General features: G+C 73.0%; 16 protein-coding genes and 3 pseudogenes. 5 read left to right on the top strand and 14 right to left on the bottom strand.

Annotation, left to right across the window (positions count from 1 at the left end; all coding sequences use genetic code 11):
• Positions 1 to 90: 90 nt before the first annotated feature.
• Complete coding sequence (locus QQY24_RS30050) at positions 91 to 711, bottom strand: MFS transporter (protein ID WP_301975852.1); 621 nt, start codon at positions 709 to 711, stop codon at positions 91 to 93.
• The gene (locus QQY24_RS30045) at positions 689 to 1,561 is read right to left on the bottom strand and encodes a helix-turn-helix transcriptional regulator (RefSeq protein WP_301975851.1); all 873 of its coding nucleotides are present in this window, start codon (positions 1,559 to 1,561) and stop codon (positions 689 to 691) included. Before QQY24_RS30045 ends, QQY24_RS30050 begins: the two co-directional genes overlap by 23 nt.
• A 188-nt stretch (positions 1,562 to 1,749) precedes the next feature.
• On the opposite strand from QQY24_RS30045, the pseudogene QQY24_RS30040 reads away from it, so the two are divergent.
• Positions 1,750 to 2,548: pseudogene (locus QQY24_RS30040) on the top strand (SDR family oxidoreductase).
• A 78-nt stretch (positions 2,549 to 2,626) separates the two neighbouring features.
• On the opposite strand, the gene QQY24_RS30035 reads toward QQY24_RS30040, so the two are convergent.
• Complete coding sequence (locus tag QQY24_RS30035) at positions 2,627 to 2,893, bottom strand: hypothetical protein (protein ID WP_301976393.1); 267 nt, start codon at positions 2,891 to 2,893, stop codon at positions 2,627 to 2,629.
• Complete coding sequence (locus tag QQY24_RS30030) at positions 2,790 to 3,428, bottom strand: HAMP domain-containing sensor histidine kinase (protein WP_301975850.1); 639 nt, start codon at positions 3,426 to 3,428, stop codon at positions 2,790 to 2,792. Before QQY24_RS30030 ends, QQY24_RS30035 begins: the two co-directional genes overlap by 104 nt.
• Between QQY24_RS30030 and QQY24_RS30025 the strand changes: the two genes are divergently transcribed.
• Positions 3,427 to 4,155, top strand: coding sequence for a hypothetical protein (locus QQY24_RS30025; RefSeq protein WP_301975849.1), 729 nt, complete (start codon positions 3,427 to 3,429; stop codon positions 4,153 to 4,155). The two genes, QQY24_RS30030 and QQY24_RS30025, sit on opposite strands and share 2 nt — an antisense overlap.
• 21 nt (positions 4,156 to 4,176) lie before the next feature.
• On the opposite strand, the gene QQY24_RS30020 is transcribed toward QQY24_RS30025, so the two are convergent.
• Positions 4,177 to 4,326, bottom strand: a complete 150-nt coding sequence (locus QQY24_RS30020) for a hypothetical protein (RefSeq protein ID WP_301975848.1) — start codon at positions 4,324 to 4,326, stop codon at positions 4,177 to 4,179.
• 335 nt (positions 4,327 to 4,661) lie between these two features.
• Between QQY24_RS30020 and QQY24_RS30015 the strand changes: the two genes are divergently transcribed.
• On the top strand, positions 4,662 to 5,408 hold the full coding sequence (locus QQY24_RS30015; RefSeq protein WP_301975847.1) for an SDR family oxidoreductase: 747 nt from the start codon (positions 4,662 to 4,664) through the stop codon (positions 5,406 to 5,408).
• 491 nt (positions 5,409 to 5,899) lie between these two features.
• Here the strand turns inward: QQY24_RS30015 and QQY24_RS30010 are convergent, their stop codons facing one another.
• From QQY24_RS30010 to QQY24_RS29970, 9 genes and pseudogenes are all read right to left on the bottom strand, one after another.
• Complete coding sequence (locus QQY24_RS30010; RefSeq protein ID WP_301975846.1) at positions 5,900 to 6,412, bottom strand: hypothetical protein; 513 nt, start codon at positions 6,410 to 6,412, stop codon at positions 5,900 to 5,902.
• Between the two features lie 1,132 nt (positions 6,413 to 7,544).
• Positions 7,545 to 7,679, bottom strand: coding sequence for a hypothetical protein (locus QQY24_RS30005; protein ID WP_301976432.1), 135 nt, complete (start codon positions 7,677 to 7,679; stop codon positions 7,545 to 7,547).
• A gap of 186 nt (positions 7,680 to 7,865) precedes the next feature.
• Positions 7,866 to 8,267, bottom strand: coding sequence for a DUF3459 domain-containing protein (locus QQY24_RS30000; protein ID WP_301975845.1), 402 nt, complete (start codon positions 8,265 to 8,267; stop codon positions 7,866 to 7,868).
• 55 nt (positions 8,268 to 8,322) lie between these two features.
• On the bottom strand, positions 8,323 to 9,027 hold the full coding sequence (locus tag QQY24_RS29995; protein ID WP_301975844.1) for a Clp protease N-terminal domain-containing protein: 705 nt from the start codon (positions 9,025 to 9,027) through the stop codon (positions 8,323 to 8,325).
• Positions 9,028 to 9,768: 741 nt separating this feature from the next.
• Complete coding sequence (locus QQY24_RS29990; protein WP_301975843.1) at positions 9,769 to 10,107, bottom strand: STAS domain-containing protein; 339 nt, start codon at positions 10,105 to 10,107, stop codon at positions 9,769 to 9,771.
• Positions 10,104 to 11,390, bottom strand: a complete 1,287-nt coding sequence (locus tag QQY24_RS29985; protein ID WP_301976392.1) for a PP2C family protein-serine/threonine phosphatase — start codon at positions 11,388 to 11,390, stop codon at positions 10,104 to 10,106. Before QQY24_RS29985 ends, QQY24_RS29990 begins: the two co-directional genes overlap by 4 nt.
• An 11-nt stretch (positions 11,391 to 11,401) precedes the next feature.
• Positions 11,402 to 11,680: pseudogene (locus QQY24_RS29980) on the bottom strand (alpha/beta fold hydrolase); the annotation flags it as partial.
• A gap of 216 nt (positions 11,681 to 11,896) precedes the next feature.
• The gene (locus QQY24_RS29975) at positions 11,897 to 12,313 is read right to left on the bottom strand and encodes a hypothetical protein (protein WP_301975842.1); all 417 of its coding nucleotides are present in this window, start codon (positions 12,311 to 12,313) and stop codon (positions 11,897 to 11,899) included.
• A gap of 659 nt (positions 12,314 to 12,972) precedes the next feature.
• A complete protein-coding gene (locus QQY24_RS29970) occupies positions 12,973 to 13,908 on the bottom strand; it encodes a LysR family transcriptional regulator (RefSeq protein ID WP_301975841.1) in 936 nt (311 codons plus the stop codon).
• A gap of 171 nt (positions 13,909 to 14,079) precedes the next feature.
• Between QQY24_RS29970 and QQY24_RS29965 the strand changes: the two genes are divergently transcribed.
• Both QQY24_RS29965 and QQY24_RS29960 read left to right on the top strand, forming a co-directional pair.
• On the top strand, positions 14,080 to 15,324 hold the full coding sequence (locus QQY24_RS29965) for an MFS transporter (protein ID WP_301975840.1): 1,245 nt from the start codon (positions 14,080 to 14,082) through the stop codon (positions 15,322 to 15,324).
• A 918-nt stretch (positions 15,325 to 16,242) separates the two neighbouring features.
• A pseudogene (locus tag QQY24_RS29960) lies at positions 16,243 to 16,890 on the top strand (hypothetical protein); the annotation flags it as partial.
• Positions 16,891 to 17,126 lie beyond the last annotated feature (236 nt).

Below are 17,126 nucleotides of genomic sequence, written 5' to 3'. Positions count from 1 at the left end.
GGGTCTTCCTGGACCACCGGACGGCTGCGATGGTGACGAGGGAGGCGAGCGCGGCGTAGACGGCCACGGCGTAGCCGCTGTCGAAGCCGCTCAGCGGGGCGACGCCGATGAGGGGGCGACGCCGCCGCCGACGACGCCGGCGAGCCGGTAGCCGGTGGAGGAGCCGCTGTAGCGGACGTGGGTGGGGAAGGGTTCGGTGATGTGGGCGCCCATGGGACCGAACACGGCGGCCTGGCCGACGAGTCCGACGGCGATCGCAAGGATCACCGCCTCGGGTGCTCCGGTGTCCAGGAGCGGGAAGAAGGCGAAGCCCCAGACGCCCACGGCGGTGGCGCCGGCGAGGTAGACGGGTCGCCGGCCGACGCGGTCGGGCAGGGTGGCGAAGGCGGGGATGGCCACGAGCTGGAGCAGCGAGGCCACGATGACGCCGTTCAGCACCGGGGAGTGGTCCAGGTCCAGGTCCAGTTGCTGGGTGACGTAGGTGATGGAGAACAGGGTGAAGGTGTGGTAGGAGACGTCGGGCGGCACGATGACGCCGGCCTCGCCCTGGACGGGCTCGATCGGTACGGCGACGGTGGTGGCGTCCTTGTCACCGGAAAAGCTGATGATGCTGGTGGTGCGGAGCTCGCGGGTGACGGAACCCGTGGCGCGGGCTTCGCGGTCGCGACGCCGGGACGGCGTGTGTCCGTCAGGGTGTCCTCGGGCGGGCATCGTTCGCCGGCTTGTCGTGTGCCGTGTCGGCGGACTCGGTGTGTGGGAGTGCGGCGAGGAGCTGCAGTTTCTCGTCGCTGTCGCTGTCCTTGTCGGGGTAGTAGACGACGAGGATGACGTCGTCGACGGGGAGTTTGTCCCGGTGGAGGCGTAGTTCACCGACGATTGGGTGGTGGACCGTGGTCGTGCCTCCGTCGAGACTGCGGACGTCGTGGCGGGCCCACAGGGTGCGGAACCGCTGACTGGACAGTGCGAGTTCTCCGACGAGTTCGACGAACCGGGGGTTGTCGGTGTCGTCGCCGATGGTGGTGCGAAGGGTGGCGATGAAATCGGCGGTGGCTCTCGCCCAGTCCTGGTGGAAGGCTTGTTCCTCGGGATCGAGGAGGAGGGAGCGAAGCCGGTTCTGGCCGGGTCGCAGGCGGGGGGAGAGTGCGACGGCCATGGGGTTGGAGGCCAGGACGTCGAAGGCGCGCCCTTCGACGAACGCGGGGATCCGAAGGTGGGCGAGCAGCTCGTGCACCCGCGCCGGCACGTGTTCGGGCCGCTTGCGGCGCGGCACCCTGGGGCGTGCCGCCGCGAGGCCTAGCAGGTACGCCCGCTCGACGTCGTCGAGCCGCAGGACGCGCGCGAGTGATTCGAGGACCTGGAGTGAGGGGTTCTTGTCGCGCCCCCGTTCCAGACGCAGGTAGTAGTCGGAACTGATTCCGGCGAGCAGGGCGACTTCTTCACGGCGCAGGCCGGGCACGCGGCGGTTGCCGCCGGGCGGGAGTCCCGCCTGAGCCGGGGAGACCAGCTCACGCCGGGCGCGCAGGTAGCTGCCGAGTCGGTTGCCGGATTCCTCATCCTTCATACCGACACCGTAATGCGGTGCGTGTGCCTCAGCGGGGGCCCTGGCAGGACCAGGGAAGACGGGAGCTACATCACACTCTGTGGATTACGTCAAGACTGCGGTGGCACTGCCTTGAGAAGGGCAGCGGACATACCGGCTGCGCCGCGGGCCTGAACGCCGTCGGCGCCCTGGAACGAAGGGAAGATCTCATGGATCTCTCCAACCGCACCGCCCTCCTCGTCGGCGGGACCTCGGGTATCGGGCGGGAGCCGGCCCGGCGGTTCGCCGCGGCGGGCAGCACCGTGGCCGTCGGCGGCCGCGGCCCGCAGGCACTCCCGGAACTCGCCGGGGAGGGTTTCGGCACGTTCAGCACCGACGTCACCGACAGTACCTCCGTCGCATCTCTCCGCGACGCCGTACTCGCCCGGTACCCCGAGCTGGACACCGTGGTGACGATGTCGGGCGTCATGCTCCTGGCGGACCTGCACGACCCCGCGCACTTCGAGGCGGCGGAGACGACGATCGACACCGACCTGGTCGGCACCATCCGGGTCATCGACGCCTTCACCCCCCACTTGGTCCGGCGGGGCGCCGGCACCTCCATCACCCATCACCGTCACCTCCGGCATCGCCTTCCTGCCGTTCCCGCCCATGCCCACCTACGCCGCCTCGAAGGACGCGGTGCACGCCTACTCCGAGGCACTGCGCGCGCAGCTCGACGGCACCGGTGTCGACGTCGTCGAGCTCGTCCCCCCGGCCGTCGCCACGGCGGGCCAGGAAAAGGCGAACCCGCACGCGCTGCCGCTCGACGACTTCGCCACCGAGGTCGTGCAACTGCTCTCGGAGGACCCCACCCCTCACGAAATCCTCGTGAGGGGCGTCCTCATGCACCGCTGGGCCGAACGCGACGGCACCTACGACGGCCTCGTCGCACAGCGCTCCCAGGCCCTGGCCGTGCTCCCCGGCCGCGCAGGCCGACCCTCCCTTCCTCCCCCATCACCTCCTTGACGGCCCCGCGGCGGGGCACCCGGCCCCTGGAGCCGGCATGACGTGATCCGTTGCGCGGACCGGCGGTTCCGCCGTGTCCTACGGGGTGCCGTGGCCGTCGAGGAAGCGCAGCAGCACAGCGGCCTCCGCACGGAGCCGCGCGACCCGGTCGGCGTGCACGGGCGCAGTCAGCTGCGCTGCGGCCTCCAGTCGTTCAGTGGCCTCGGCCCGCACGATGTCCACCACACCGTGCTCGCCCACCTCACGCCGCGCTGCTTCGGCGGCACCGGCACCGACCGGTGACTGCTCGATGGCCAGGCCGTGCGAACCGGCTTCGCCCACGGGCACCGCCTCCGCGTTGTCCAGCGCGGCAAGTGCTGAGCGCAGGGCGCTCACCGCGGCCTTGTCGCGGGCACGCATCGCTTCCGGGAGGGCTTGACGCATACGAACACGTAGGGACATGCCGGGACCCTATGGCCGGGTCCCCGGCCCCACAACGGGATATTCGTGCAGCACCGGGTCCACGGGCGAACGGGGTGGCGGGACGTTCGGGAGCCAGGGCTCGCAGGTCGTGCAGGGCGTCGACGGCCAAGGTGCGCAGGTCCATCGGTGTGGGGCGAAGCGGCAGGCGTGCCTCGGCGGTGGCCTGTTCATCGGGACGGGCGAGGAGCAGCAGGTCCTCGACGATGCGCACGAGTCGGGCCGCTCCGCGTTCGACACGGCTCATGGCGGCGCCGACGTCCTCCCGCAGGGGCATGCCGCCCATCCGGTACAGCTCGGTGAAGCCCTTGATCCCGAACAGTGGGGTGCGCAGTTCGTGGCTGGCGTCGGCGATTGAAGGTGCGCATGCGTTCGTTGGTGGCGGCGCGGGCGGCGTCGCGGCTTCGATGCGGTCCCGCATGCCGTTGAGCGGCGGACAGGCGGCCCAGTTCGGTGCGGGTGGTGGCCGGCTGCGGGACACGGCTGGGCAGGTCGTCGCCGGCGATGGCCGCTGCCGTCGTCTCGATGCGCCGCAGCGGGAGCGGGCCGGCCCGCACGGCGAACCAGGCGATGACGCCCGGGAGGGCGAGCACCAGGGAATCGATCACCAGCGTCCACACGCCCAGGTGCCGGATGGTGGAACCGACGGTGGCCAGCGCAACGGCCACGACGACGCTGCCGCCGGTGGCGGTGTCCGCATCCGTTCCCCGGACGGGGTGCAGCGGGACGGCGATCACGCGCCACTCGTCGCCGTCGCCCCGGTCCGGGACCTGGAAGGGGGTGCGGTCGCGGGCCGGGACCGCGGCGGCGTTCAGGACCGGGAGCCGTGGGGCGCTGCCCCTGACCGGCCGCAGCGTGTGCTGGACGCGGCCCGCGGCATCGACGTGGGCGACGTAGACATCGCCGGTCGGCTCGCCCTCCACCGTGTCGCGCGCGTGCGGTGCGGTCCCGCCCGGCGCGTCCGCCGGGTTCGGCAGCCGCGCGGTCGTCGCGGCAGCGGTGCGCAGGCGGTCGTCCACCTGTTGCACCAGCTGCCGCTCCAGCAGAGTGACGAGCAGGGCGTTGCTGGTCGGCAGGGCGGCGCCGGACGGGCTGATGACCGCGGCCCGGGCCCACCGGAGCTGCTGCGGACCGCCGTGGCGGGCTGAACAGCCGGGGGAACGCCGTGCTCACGCGGTCCGGCGGAAGCACTCCGTGACGTACGGCGCCGCCGTCCTCCGCTCCGGGTCCCCCGCCCGGGTCACCGGCACGGCCCACTTCGACGGGTCCGGCGGCACGCGGACCCCCGAGCCCGTCATCCGGGCGGTCTCCGACGCCATGGCGCACACGCTGTCCCACCGACGGCCACCGGGGCCAGCGTCCGGTGGCCGTCGGTGTCGGCCGCCACCGCGCCCCGCCGGGAGCGGGCGGCTCGTCGGCACCGTCATGCCGTGGGGGCCCTGCGCGCCGGACCGGAGCCGTCGCCCCCTCCGCGCGGGACGCGCTTCGCCGGCACGAGGGGCGCCCCCGAACGGGTCTGCGCCAACCGGGTGCTGTCCGCGCCGGTCCCGGTCCGACGCCCCGCCCCTCGGGGGAGGGAACAGGAAGCCACCCACCGGCTCGACCGTCCGGCGTGGCACCGACCCGGTCGGCGGCACAACCGAAAGGCACGATCTTGACATCGAGCATTCACGCGGACCTGTCCGGCAGACGTGCCCTGGTCACCGGCGCGGCCCGCGGCCTGGGGGCGTCCATCGCCCGCCGCCTGGCCGGCGCGGGAGCGGGCGTGTGCCTGGCCGACGTACGCCGCGAGGACGGCGAGAAGGTGTGTGCCGCCCTGACCGCGGAGGGGCACGAGGCGCGGTTCGTGGAGCTCGACGTCCGCGACGCCGACGCCGTGGCCGCGGTGGTCCAGGACCTTGAGCAGGACGGCTGGTCGCCGGACATCCTGGTCAACAATGCCGCCGTCGACGTCACCAAGCCGATCGAGCACCTGACCGCCGACGAAGTCACCCGCGTGGTCACCACGAACCTCCTGGGCCCGATGTACCTGTGCCTGGCCCTCTACCGGCGCATGGTGGCCAGGGGGGAGGGCCACATCGTCAACATCCTGTCCACCGCGTCCAACCGGACCTGGACCGAGGCCGGTCCCTACGCGGCCAGCAAAACAGGTCTGCGGGCCTTCACCCACACCTTGTTCCAGGAGGCCCAGCGCGACTGCCTGGGCGTCGGCATCACCGGCATCGTCGCCGGGGGCATGGAAACACCGTTCATCACGGAGCGCTTCCCGGACGCCGACACCTCCAAGCTGCAAGCCCCCGGCATCGTTGCCGACGCGGTGCTGTGCGCCTTGTCCGTGCCCGCCACCAGCGCCATGCCGGAAGTGGTCGTCGTGCCCCGCAACGAACCGTCCTGGCCGTGAAGCGGCACGGATCGGCCCCGTCCCCGGCCTGAACCCGCGGCCCGGCGAGTGGCTGGTGCCGTGCACCGGCGGGAGGCGGGAGCACGCCGCCGCCTGCCGGCGTCCCCAGGGGGCAGCGGCGCGCGGCGGTCGTCACGGCCGCCGGCCCGTCCGCACCTGCGCGGTCTCGCGGTGACCGCCGGCGCCGAGCACTGCTACCGGCACGGTCGTCCCGTAGCGGACGGCAGGCCGGTCGTACCCCGTGGCCACCCCGCGGCCCCTGCGCCTGAGCACGGCTCCTGACTCGGGAGACCAGGTGCGGGTCGGGAGAAGGGTGGTCTCCCCGGCCGGCAAGAACCCCGATCGCCACCGGCCGGGCAACCGGCTCGTGCGGACCGGCTGCCGCCCGCGGGACCGCGCCCGCCCTCGGCCCGGGTCCCGGCGGCCGGCCCCTGCTCACCGCGGTGAGCGCGACGGAGCGTGACCGGCGCTCGGCGGGAGGCCGGGCCCGGTCAGTTCACCGGGCGCAGGTCGGTGATCTTCCGGGTGGCCAGGTCGGACTGGACGTCGATCGCCGTGACCCCGGGGCTCGCGCCGTCGCTCCAGGTGAGGGTGACGCGGCTGGTGGCGTGGCCGGCGCCCGAGCCGGTGTAGGCCACACTCCACTTCACCGGGACGTTCTGCGCGAAGAGGATGCCGTTGGCGTGCTGCTCGGCCTCGTAGGCAGCGACCTTCTTCTGCGCCCCGGCGGAGAGGTAGAAGCCGCGCAGCGCGTTCTGCGCTGCGGCGGACGACGGGTCCTCGCCGTCCCAGACGGCGTCGATGTAGGCGCCGTAGAAGTCGGCGACCCGCTGGACGGTGCCGCGCGGGTCGCCCTGGGTGACCGTGCCGGACACCGTCCGGGCGGCGGGCGCGGCGGCGCTGGTGCCGCCGGCCACGGCCGGGGTCACGGCGGCCACGGAGAGCGCCGCTGCGGCGAGGGTGACGACGAGTGCGGTGCGACGGTTGCGGACACGCTGGAACATGCGGGTGGTCCCCCTGGGATGTGACGGCCGGTACTGCCCGGCCCGCTGTGGCTGCTAAGACCGCGTGCGCCGTACCGCGGTTCCGGAATCTCCCGGAAAACAGTCAACGTTCCCAATTAGGCGAAAGGTTGCGTTCTTTTTCGGTCAGTTCCTGGAATCCCGTGGAACGGGCAGGAGCCCGCCGGGCCAGACGGCGACCCGGTCGCGCACTCCGTCCCCTCCTCTCTCCCCCTCTCTCCCTCTTCCCCCTCCCGGGGGGCCGGCCGCGCGCCGGCCCCCCGGGAGGGGGCCCGCCGTCCCCGGTCGTGTACTGAGCCGCACCGGCTGGTTCCCTCGTAGGAGTGGACGGGCCGCGTGGCGGAGGCGGCGGCCGCACCGAAGGCGGCACAGTGGTCCGGTGTCTGGCCGATCACTGATCCTGCTGCTCGTCCTCCTCCTGGGCCCGGCGGGCTGTACGACGGTCGCCCCCGGCGTGTCCTCCCCTTCCGCCCCGGCCCCCGGCCGCCCGGTCGCGCCGGACGGAGCACACGCGTCGGCGCCCGGGCCGGCTTCGGCCGTGCCCCCGCAGGGACGCTCGGCCCTGGTCCGCACTGCGGGACGGAAGCCGCAGCTGGGGCGAGGACTGGAGCAGGCCGGGCCGGGGAAGTCCCGGCGACGGCCGACGCCGCGGGCGCCTGCTGATCCCGCCCCCGCGGCCGGCCCGGTCGTTCCGCGGCCGCCGCACCCCCACCCGCGGCCGGCCAACCGGAGGCCCTCGGTACGACCGCGACCGGTATCGCCCCGTCAGGGAATCGAGCAGCTGCAGGAGTTGTGCCGTCGGGCGGACGGCGTGGCCGATCCTTGGATCGTGCAGCTGTGCCGCACCCGTTTCGGCTGACGGCCGGACAGTGGTGGCCCCTGACGCCGCTGGGGGAACTCCGGGGTCCTCCCGGGTCCGGCCGGCGTCATGCACCGGCACCGGGGGATGCCGGTGAGAACCGTGTCCCCGCCGGCCAAGGACGCTCAGGGGGCGCGCCCTCGCGGGACGTTCCAGGAAGCCGTCCGCTGTTTGCCCAGGTCCACCGGGCCACCGGACCGGGTTCCCTCGGCTTGGCCCCGGGACGGGTCCCCTCCCCACAGCGGAAAGCGTGGGCTACGGGTCGAACTCCAGGTGCTCGGTGTCGGTGGAGCGGATCTCCTCCAGACCGCCGGCGCGGCGGCCGCCGTCCTGGGAGTACCCCTCCTTGAGCGCGTCGGCGGTGATCCGCCGCAGCTCGCCGCACTGCACCTCGGGCCGTCCGCCCGTGCCGTCGCCGGGCGGGTGGAACAGACAGCCCCGGCCCGGTCGGGGGTCCCAAGTGCCTGACGGTCCTCCAGGACGAGGCTGCGTAACCCGTCCATCGGACCGGAGCTGGCCGGGGGGCGGTCCGGGCGGTGGCGGTGGTCCGCCGCGGCAGCGCACCCCGGCCGTGGCCTACCCCACGGTGGCGTCGGCGGTCTCGGTGCCGCGCAGCCAGACCGTGGTCCAGGGCGGCGGTTCCCTCCCGTCGCAGGGACTGGAGGCGAGCAGCACTTCGCCCGCGGGAAGCGGGGCGGGCACCGCGGAGAGGTTGGCCGCGCACCGCCAGCCACCGCAGTCGAAGGCGAGGGCCCCGGCCGTCGCCCCGCCCGCCTCCTCGATCCAGGTCAGGTCCTCGCCGCGGACCAGTTCGCGCCGCAGCCGCAGTGCCGCGCGGTACAGCTCCAGCGGGAACCCCGGGACCGCGTCCTGCGCCTCGACGGACATCTCGCCCCATCCGTCGGGTTGCGGCAGCCAGGACCCCAGTTTCGCCGCGGGGCGCGCCGCGCGGCCGTCGGCGGTCTGGGTGCAGGGCACCACCGGCTCGCCGGGAAGCGCGTCGGCGGACCAGTCGCTGCGACCGGTCGTTCCGCTACCGCTTGTCGCGCGTGGCGGACCGTTCGGCGATCCCTGTCTTGGCCGTCTCGCCCAACTCCTCCGAGGTGAAGCCGAGGTTGCGCAGGATCCGCGCGGCCGGGCTCTCCTCGACGCGGATCAGGCCCAGCAGGGCGTGTTCGGTACCGACCCAGTCGTGGCCGAGGTCGGCCGACGCGCGACGTGCCTGCTCGATGGCCTCCCTGCTCTCCGGCCGGAACGCGATGTGGCCCCGCAGCGCCTTCCGCCCGGCCGGCGGCATCGCTTCCTCGACCGCGTCGCGGATGCGTTGCTCCGACCCGGTTTTCGCGATCAGCACCTCGTACGCCAGGCCCCGCGGCTCGCCGAGCAGGCCGAGCAGGAGGTGTTCGGTGCCGATGAAGTCGTGCTTGTGGGTCCGGGCGGCCTCCTGCGCCAGCACGATGCTGTGCCGGTTCAGGTCGGTGTACCGCTCGAAGGGACCGGGGGCGTGGCGTTGCTGGGCGGCCTGCTTGGACACGCCGATGGCATCGCCGATCTCGGTCCATGACGCGCCGTTCCGCTTGGCCTTGCTGACGTAGTGGTCGATGAGCTGGTCACCGAGGTCGGACAGGGTCTGGGCGCGCAGTCGCGCCTCGCTGACGCGGGCCAGTTCGTTGGCGTCGGGAAGCTCCTCGTCGAGACGGGCGATCAGGTCGGCGAGGCTGATGTCGAGTGGACTCATACGTCAATATTAAGTTGACGATCGAGGGTCGTCAATTTGTAATTGACGAGTTGCCGGCCGAGTCCCCGGAAAGGGCCCGGGAGCCGGCCGTTACCGGCAGGCGCTGCTCGCGCACCGCGACGCGGGCCGTTCGACCGCACCGCCCTCACCCCGCCGGCCGGCTCGTAGCCGGGTACCGCCCCCTCCGAGGGACCCGCCGCCTCCACGAGTGACGCACCGCCGCCCCCTGCTGAACCGCAAGGGCCCGTGACTCCACGGTTCCCGGCAGGTGAACGGATTTCAGCCGCGCCCGTCCGCCGCCCCCGCCCCCCGACCGCGGGCGGTCGCTTGCGCCTCCGGCGCACCGCCCCCGCGGTCAGCGCCGAGGCACCGGCCAGGCCGCCCGCGGCCAGGAGGAGGGAGGTGGCCGATGCCGCGAGGCGCTGCCCGAAGGTGCGTCGCCGGTCTGGCGCATGCGGCTCCAAGCGAGGTGAATGGCACGTGATCCAACACGGCCGAACGAAATTTCCCATAGAACACTTCCATGACGCGCCCATGTCAACCCTCTGAGGTGGAGGACCCGCCGGTCGCGGGAGCGCGGGGTGGAACCGTCCCCGGCCGGTGGCGCGCAGGGCGCGGCCGGTGCGCGCGGAGCACGACGGGGTGCGGCGGCCGGGGACGGCCCGGCCCGACGGCCCGGGAACCGCTCCGGCCCGGGCACGGAGTCGCCGGGGGACGATGCGTGCGCCTCGCCCTTACGGGTCAGTCCCGGGTGGCGGCGGTGCTGTCGGGATGGAGGGCGAAGACCTGGTCGAGGCCGACGATGCGCAGCACACGGAGGGTGTGGCCGGGGACTGCGGCGAGCGCGATGTCGGCCTGGGCCGCGTGGGCGAGGTTGCGGGCGGCGATCAGGGCGGTGATGCCGCTGGAGTCGCAGAATTCCATCTCCGCCAGGTCCAGGACGAGGCGCTGGCCCGGCCGGAGGGCGAGCGTGGTGAGCAGCTCCCGCAACTGGCTGGCGTTGTCGTAGTCGAGTTCGCCGAGGATCGCCAGGACGGGACCGGTTGCGGCGTCTCGAGTGGTGATCTTCAACGGGCTCATGTGGTGTTCTTCGTCCTGGGGTCGGTTGCGGGGACGCCGAGGGCGAGCAGGGCGGTGTCATCGTCGAGGCCGTCGCCGAAGTCGTCCAGCAGACCGGTCAGTGCCCGGATGACGGCGTGCGGGGGCTCGCCGGCGTGGCCGGCGGCGAAGGCGCGCAGGGCCTGGTCCCCGTACAGGGTGGTGCGGTCCTTGCCGGTCCGTGCTTCCGTGATGCCGTCGGTGTAGAGCAGGAGGGTGTCGCCGGGGGTGAGCACGGTGGTGGCGGCGGTGAAGCGTGGGGCGGGCAGGACGCCGACGAGAAGGCCGCCGGGGGTGGGCAGGAAGTCGGCCGTGCCGTCCGCGCGCAGGACGAGGGCCGGGGGGTGGCCGCCCGAGGCGAGGTGGACGGTGCCCCGTCCGATCACGGGGTCGGGTTCGAGGATGCCGAAGATGGCGGTGCAGTAGCGCGGATCGCCACCGGTGTACCGCTCGTGCAGCACCTTGTTGAGGGTCGACAGGGCCGCAACGGGGTCGGGGTCGTGCAGGGCCGCGGCGCGCAGGGTGTAGCGGGTGAGCGAGGTGAGCGCGGCGGCCTGGGGGCCCTTGCCGCACACGTCACCGAGGAAGAAGGCGAAGCGTTTGCCGTCGAGGGGGAAGAGGTCGTAGAAGTCGCCGCCGAGCCGGTCGGGGGAGGCCGTCCGGTAGTGGGCGGCCGTCTCCACCCCGGGGACCGGCGGCAGCGTGTCGGGCAGAAGCGACTGCTGGAGCACGGCGAGAGCGTCCTGCAACCGTGCGCGGTCGGCCTCCGCCTGCTTCCGCGCTTCCTCCGCCGCCTTGCGGGCCCGCAGGAGTTCTTCCTCGTAGGTGCGCCGGTCCCGGGCGTCGAAGACGGTGGTACGGATCAGCAGCGGCTCCCCCGTGCTGCCGTGCTTGACCACGGAGGAGACCAGGACCGGCATCCGGACGCCGCCGGCCTGTTTGACCTCCAGGGCGATACCGCTGATCTCGCCCTGCATCCGCAGCAGTGGCGCGAAGTGCGTCTCGTGATAGAGCTTGCCGCCGACGGTCAGCAGGTCGGTGAACCGCATCCGGCCCACCACCGCGTCCCGCTCCAGGCCGAGCCAGCCCAGCAGCGTGGTGTTGACCTTGGCTATGGTGCCGTCCATCAGCGTGGACAGGTATCCGCACGGCGCGCTCTCGTAGAGTTCCTCTACGTCGTCCTCCAGCAGTGCGGCGAACGCCGCATCCGATGTCCTCCCCCCGTCGGCGTCATGGGGGTCGGACTGCTGCCCGGTGCGGCACATCATCGCAGTGCTCCCACGAACACCGCATCCCGCAGGTCGAGCGCCTCGCCCACCTCAACCACGTCGCGGGCACAGGTATCCGGGGAAGCGCAGCGGTCCTCCGGGAACGCGGCCGGGTCCGAGTGGCCCGACCCCACGTGGTCGAACAGCACCACCCGGTGGTCACGCCCCGGAGCGGGCATCGTCGGCCGCCACGTGTCCTGATCACAGCCGAACCCGTGAGCCGGCACCACTGGCCGCCCCAGTGGGTTGCCGGCGACGGTGACGTCGCTCCTGCGACCGATTTCCATACCGGCCAGTCTCGCAGCCCCGCTCCCCTCCCTGGCACCGCCCCGGCCCCCTCCACACAAATCACATATCCGCCCCTCGGCACCGGCCACAGCCTCCTTCCACCCCACCGGGCTGCCGCGCCGTGCCCGCCGCCGGGGCGGGGCGGGCGAGGCGGATCTCCGCTCCGAGCGGGCGCCCGCCCCGCCGGGCCGACGGGCCGACGGGGCGGGGAACACCTACTTGATGTTCAGCCTGATCGTCTGATTCTCCGTCAGGTCGGCCTGCGGGAGCGACTTGGTGAACACCTGGGCCTGCGTTCTCGGCGGCTTGCACGTGACCGTGACCGCGAGGTTGAAGTTCGAGTCGAGCGGGACCTCCAGCTTGGTGATCTCGTACCTCGCCCGACGGCCCTCCACCCCCGTGACCTTGACGGCCGCATCGTCCTCGTCGCTGTCCAGCGCCACCCGCTGGGGGACGGACTTGTTGGGGGCGGGGAAAGCCTTGTCACAGGTCACGGTGCCCTTGTAGGTCACCTCTCCGGTGTCGACCGCCGATGCCGGGCCTGCCGTCAGGACACCTCCGACCAGCGCCGCCGTGACGAGCGGTATCCCGGCCGTGAGCGCGCGGAACCTGCGGAACGTACGTGTGAACATGGGACCACCCTGAACGGAAGAGTACTTGCCTTTGCGAACGGGCCCGACGTCCCCGAGGAACCCCCACCTCTCCCCACACTGGTACAGCCACTTGGGGCCTGCAAGTCAGCCGGGCGGTCCGGACGCGAGGTGGACCTCCGTGGCCGGTCCGCCGCGGGACCGGCCGATGGTGTGGTGGTCCGGTTCGCCGGCCGGGGGACCTCCTGCGGGCGCCGGCCGCGTGCCGACGGGTCCGTACGATCGTGGAGTCGACGAAACGGCCCGCCTCGGTTCCCCGTCCGCATCGGCCCGGACCACCAGGGCGGTGGACACCCTCTCCCGCATGCCGTCGACGACCCGCATCCGCAGCCGGTCGCAGACGCCCCTCCACCTGCCGCACTCCCCCGGCAGGTGCACCCACTGCGTCCCGGTCCGGAACATGCGGGCGATCACGTCGACCACCCCATGACGGTTCCGCAGCGGCCACTCCACTCCGGCGCCCGCTCCGGCGCCAACGGCTCGATCCGCGCCCACTGCGCATCCGGCAACGCCCCCGGACCAACGACCGGTTGTTCGGACGAGACTTCCCGGTGGTGCTTCGTCGCGCCGGGCGGTCCCGGGCCCTGACCCCGGCTCACCGTCCGTCGGTCCGGCCGCGATGACCGAACGCGCGGAGCCGTTCAGCGCGGAGTCACCCAGCCCGGCGTCCAGGTCCCGGCGGCGTCGTGGCCGCTCCCCGTGGCGACGAGGTGGGCGCGCAGGTCGGCCAGCGCCGGGTGGGGGTTGTCGCGGTGCCACAGGAGCGAGTGCGGGTAGACGGGGGTCGGGTCGGTCACCGGGATGCGGCGCAGACCGTGATCGGCGGGCCAGATGAGGCGGGTGTGCTCACCCATGAAGGTGGCCAGGGCGGGGGTGTCGGCGACGGTGTCGAGGAGGGCGTCGGAGCCGAAGTTGGGGCCGGTCGACTCGATGGTGAGGCCGAACTCGGCGACGAGGTCGTCGTAGTAGGCGGCCCACTCGGTGCCGGGGACGATGCCGGGAATCCAGATCCGGTGCCCGGCGAGCTGGGTGAGGGTCACCGACCGGGCACCCGCCAGCGCGTGGGCGGGGCCGGTGAGGAGCTGGAGCGGCTCGTCGAGCACCCGGACGGACTCGACGTCCTCGGGAAGGGGACGGCCGGGCGCGGCGACGGCGCGGAAGGAGGCGTCGAGCGCGCCGGAGCGGATGGCGGTGACGGCCGACTCGATGTCGAACAGCATCAGCACGTCGAGCTCGATCTCGGGGCGGGCGCGGTGGAATCCGCGCATCAGGCCCGACGCCGCGCCGCGTGAGTTGATCACGTCGACGCGCAGCGGACGGCGGCCGGTGCGCACGGACGCGACCGCGCGCTCGGCGGCGCGCAGCAGTTCGCGCGCGTGGGGCAGGAACGCCTGCCCGTCGATGGTGGGTTCGGCGCCGTGCGGCGTGCGGGTGAACAGCCGCACGCCGAGGTCGCGCTCCAGCGCCGCGACGCGCTTGGAGACGGCCTGCTGGGTGATCGACAGGTCGGCGGCGGCTTTCCGGAACTGACCCGCTTCCGCGACGGCCACGAAGGTGCGTACGGCTTCGAGATCCACGCCGGTCCACCTTAGTGAACAACGAACGGTTGTGGATCGCCGGCAGGGCGGTTGTTTGACCCGGTGCTCCGCCGCTCGCTTAGCTCTCGCTGGTCGACGCCGGCCCGCTGGTCTGTCGGTCTGTCGGTCTGTCGGTCTGTTCGGGTGGGACATCGAGGGGGCGCGCTGCGCATGGTGGGCAGGAGACGGTTGGGCCGGCAGTTCGGCTGGCTGTGGGCGTCATATGCGGTGAGCGCGTACGGGTCCGGGCTGGGGTTCGGGGCGCTGCCGCTGATCGCCGTGCTGGTGCTGCATGCCGGCCCCGCCGAGGTGTCCGCGCTGTCCGCGGTGGGGCCCGCGGTGGGCGCGCTGATCGCGGTGCCCCTTGCGCCGTGGGTGGAGTTCCGGCGCAAGCGCCCGGTCATGATCATGATGGACCTGGCCCGGTTCGCGGCCATGGGGACGATCCCCGTCGCCTACGGCTTCGGATGGCTCAGCTTCGTCCAACTGCTCGTGGTCTCGGCCGTGGTCGCCGCAGCCAAGATCGCCTTCAACGCGGCCAGCGGCGCCTACCTCAAGGCCCTCGTGCGGCCGGACGACCTCCTCGTCGCCAACGCGCGGTTCGAGTCCACGAACTGGAGCTCCATCGCAGTCGGGCCGCCGCTGGGCGGGGCGGCGATCGGCCTGTTCGGGCCGGTCACCACCGTGGTGGCCGACGCGCTCAGCTACCTGCTCTCCGCCTTGAGCATCACCGCGATCCGCGGCGGGGAAGAAGCGCCGCGGGCAACCGGAGAAAGCCCGGCCCGGGCGGGCGCAGTGCTTGACGGCTGGCGGCACATCCTGGGCCATCCCGGCTTGCGGGCGCTCTACCTCAACCAGGTGCTCGTCGCCGGTCTGATCATGGCCACCGAGCCGCTGCTGGCCGTGCTCCTCCTTCGCCAGCTCGGGTTCCCGCCCTGGCAGTACGGCCTCGCCTTCGCCGCCCCCTGCGTCGGCGGACTCATCGGCTCCCGGCTGGCCGCCCGTGTCGTGGCCCGCCACGGCAAGCACGCGGTCTTCCGGACCGTGGGCACCCTGCGCGCCGTCTGGTTGATCGGCCTGGTCTTCGTCCGTCCCGGCGTCGTCGGCCTCGTCACCGTGATGGCCGTCGAGCTGGCGATCATCATCAACATGAGCCTGTACACCCCGGTGCTCGCCACCTACCGGCTCGAACACACCCCCGAGCACCTCGTCGCCCGAACCCTGTCGGCCTGGTCCATCGGCCAGCAGGCGTCCATCGCCGTCCTCACCACGCTCGCCGGGCTGCTCGCCGACGTCACCGGCCCACGCGCCGCCCTCACGGCCGCTGGGCTGCTCATCCTGGCCACCCCTGTCCTGCTTCCCCGACGCGACCGGACGGCCCGGCACGAGCCGGAACCGGCCCGCGGCCGCTCATGACGCACCGCGCTCGCCGCCGGAGCACCCCGTGGAGCCGGCCTAGCCGTGACCGACGGGCTTTCCGGGGGTGGCTGATCCACGTGGCCGCTGCGCGGAGGCGGAGTCCGGTGAGGCGGCTGTCGGGCGTTCTGCCGTGGCGGGTCGCGGTGCCCCGCCGGCCTCATCCGTGGCGGCCGGGGGCGAGCGGGTCGCCCGCCGTGCGCACCACCTCGGGGATCCACGCCATGGCCTCGGGCACGTCGTAGTTGCCGGCGTGCGGCTGGTTCCAGGCGAGCCGGCAGTCGACGTCCTCGACCTGCTTGTCCGCAGCGAGCGCCCGGTCGAGGTTGAGCGAGACGATGAACGAGGTGTCCCGGTCGCGGGTGCCGTCTGGCGGTGTTCCCGTTGACGCCCACGGCGTCGAAGGCGGGAGTCGTCTTGAGGGTGGCCCGGGTGGCGACGAAGGCGAGGTACTTCGCCCTGTCGACGGAGAGCACCTCGCCCGTGGCCCTGTCGACGTCGGTCCAGTCGTTGACGTACGACTTGGTGGTGGGCGGCCCTCCGGGACCCCCGGGCTGGATCCCGAAGGCGCCGCCCGGCGGCGGATCAAAGAGCTGACGTGCTCGCCCGACGGGGACCGTGGAACGTTCGGCGCGACTCCCGGTCGAGGAAGACGCACCGGTGACCGGTGCGAACGCGGACGGGCGCACGTGTCACACCTCCCCTTGACCGCGGGCCGATGGGCGGCTGGACGGCTGGACGGGCACTGCCGAGGAGGGGCGTGCACGCGTCCTCGTTTCCTTCCGCGCCGGACGCGCTCCTCGGCTTGGGACAAGAGCCCCACACACTTATCGAATAACATGAATCAGGATAAGGAGTAATTAGATTCTCATTATCGGACGAATCTTCGTCAGCGGCTCACCGTTGAGAGGGACGCGCATGACGAGTCACGCCACCGAAGTCGAACTGCAGCGCCTGCTCGAGCAGGCACTGCACGCCACGGGCACGGGCGAGCGCTGGCCGGCCGACACGGACGGGATGTGGTGCCGCGCCGCACCCCGGTCCGGCTCGCGACGCGAGCAGGGCTGGAAGCTGCGCCTGTCGGCAACGACCGCCTCCGCGCCGACGGTCCTCGCGAAGGCCCTGGACGTACTGCTGCGGGAGGATCGGGCGTTCAAGTTCGCCCGGTCGCTCGACCAGGTGGGCGCGCTCAACTCCCGCGCCACGCCCCGGGGAAGCTCGGGCAAGTTCATCACCGTCCACCCGCGCTCCGATGCCGACGCGGCCCGGCTCGCGAAGGAGCTGCACCGGGCCACGGCGGAACCGGCCGGCCCCCGGATCCTGTCCGACCAGCCCTGCGCCGCACGCAGCCTGGTGCATTACCGCTACGGCTCCTTCGCCGGCCGGCGGCGGCTGTCGGACAACGGCCCGCTGGTGTGGTTCATCGAGGATCCCGACGGCGATCCTGTGCAGGACAAGCGCACCGGCCAGTATTCTCCGCCCCCTTGGGCGGTCCGCCCGTTCCCCGCCGCGGTGCCCGTCCCGCCGCGCACGGCGGACGCGGCGAGCGGTGCGGTGGTGCTCGGCTGGGCCCGCACACCGGCCGATGCCAATCCGCCTTCCGTCACCTCCGCCCGCCCCGCCCGGGCCGTCCCGGGAGGCTGCGGAACCCCCGCCCCGCTCCCGGGTGCCCCCTCCACCAACCGCTGGGCCCGGGACGCGGCAGCTGGCAACGGCCGGCGAGGCACCGTCCTTGGCGTACTCGACCCCTCGCCGGATCCGGCCACCAGGACGGTCAGGGATGTCGCCGCCGACACCGGACA

Origin of the sequence: Streptomyces sp. TG1A-8 (assembly GCF_030499535.1) — a bacterium.
Lineage (GTDB): Bacteria > Actinomycetota > Actinomycetes > Streptomycetales > Streptomycetaceae > Streptomyces.
This window is presented reverse-complemented; position numbering and strand designations above follow the sequence as displayed.

What these genes read in the sequence shown, in the direction of transcription:
- QQY24_RS29965 (WP_301975840.1), top strand. Translation starts at nt 14,080, where the DNA reads ATGGTGGGCAGGAGACGGTTGGGCCGGCAGTTCGGCTGGCTGTGGGCG.
- QQY24_RS30025 (WP_301975849.1), top strand. Translation starts at nt 3,427, where the DNA reads ATGCCGTTGAGCGGCGGACAGGCGGCCCAGTTCGGTGCGGGTGGTGGC.
- QQY24_RS30045 (WP_301975851.1), bottom strand. Translation starts at nt 1,561, where the DNA reads ATGAAGGATGAGGAATCCGGCAACCGACTCGGCAGCTACCTGCGCGCC.
- QQY24_RS30010 (WP_301975846.1), bottom strand. Translation starts at nt 6,412, where the DNA reads ATGTTCCAGCGTGTCCGCAACCGTCGCACCGCACTCGTCGTCACCCTC.
- QQY24_RS30020 (WP_301975848.1), bottom strand. Translation starts at nt 4,326, where the DNA reads ATGGCGTCGGAGACCGCCCGGATGACGGGCTCGGGGGTCCGCGTGCCG.
- QQY24_RS29985 (WP_301976392.1), bottom strand. Translation starts at nt 11,390, where the DNA reads ATGTGCCGCACCGGGCAGCAGTCCGACCCCCATGACGCCGACGGGGGG.
- QQY24_RS29990 (WP_301975843.1), bottom strand. Translation starts at nt 10,107, where the DNA reads ATGAGCCCGTTGAAGATCACCACTCGAGACGCCGCAACCGGTCCCGTC.
- QQY24_RS29975 (WP_301975842.1), bottom strand. Translation starts at nt 12,313, where the DNA reads ATGTTCACACGTACGTTCCGCAGGTTCCGCGCGCTCACGGCCGGGATA.
- QQY24_RS30050 (WP_301975852.1), bottom strand. Translation starts at nt 711, where the DNA reads ATGCCCGCCCGAGGACACCCTGACGGACACACGCCGTCCCGGCGTCGC.
- QQY24_RS30030 (WP_301975850.1), bottom strand. Translation starts at nt 3,428, where the DNA reads ATGCGGGACCGCATCGAAGCCGCGACGCCGCCCGCGCCGCCACCAACG.
- QQY24_RS29995 (WP_301975844.1), bottom strand. Translation starts at nt 9,027, where the DNA reads ATGAGTCCACTCGACATCAGCCTCGCCGACCTGATCGCCCGTCTCGAC.